The sequence below is a fragment of the Undibacterium hunanense genome (genome assembly GCF_014284335.1).
GTDB classification, from domain to species: Bacteria; Pseudomonadota; Gammaproteobacteria; order Burkholderiales; family Burkholderiaceae_D; genus Undibacterium; species Undibacterium hunanense.
In genome coordinates, this window is sequence record NZ_JACOGF010000073.1 from 1 (window position 1) to 291 (window position 291).

Annotated in this window: 1 protein-coding gene; it reads right to left on the reverse strand. The window is 49.1% G+C overall.

Going from position 1 to position 291, the window contains the following annotated elements; translation table 11 throughout:
- On the reverse strand, positions 1-291 hold a 291-nt coding region (locus H8L32_RS28500; protein ID WP_268977661.1), incomplete at both ends, for an EF-Tu/IF-2/RF-3 family GTPase.

Genomic DNA, 291 nt, shown 5'->3' on the forward strand with positions numbered 1-291 from the left:
TGTTGAAGAATGGTGTATGACGGCCACCTTCATCTTTGGACAGAACATAGATCTCGCCTGTGAAGTGGGCGTGAGGCTTGATTGAGCCTGGTTTTGCCAACACTTGACCACGCTGGATATCTTCACGTTTTGTACCACGCAGCAATACGCCGACGTTGTCGCCTGCTTGACCTTGGTCCAGCAGTTTGCGGAACATTTCAACGCCAGTACATGTTGTTTTGACTGTGTCTTTGATACCGACGATTTCAATCTCTTCGCCAACTTTGACGATACCGCGTTCGATACGACCAG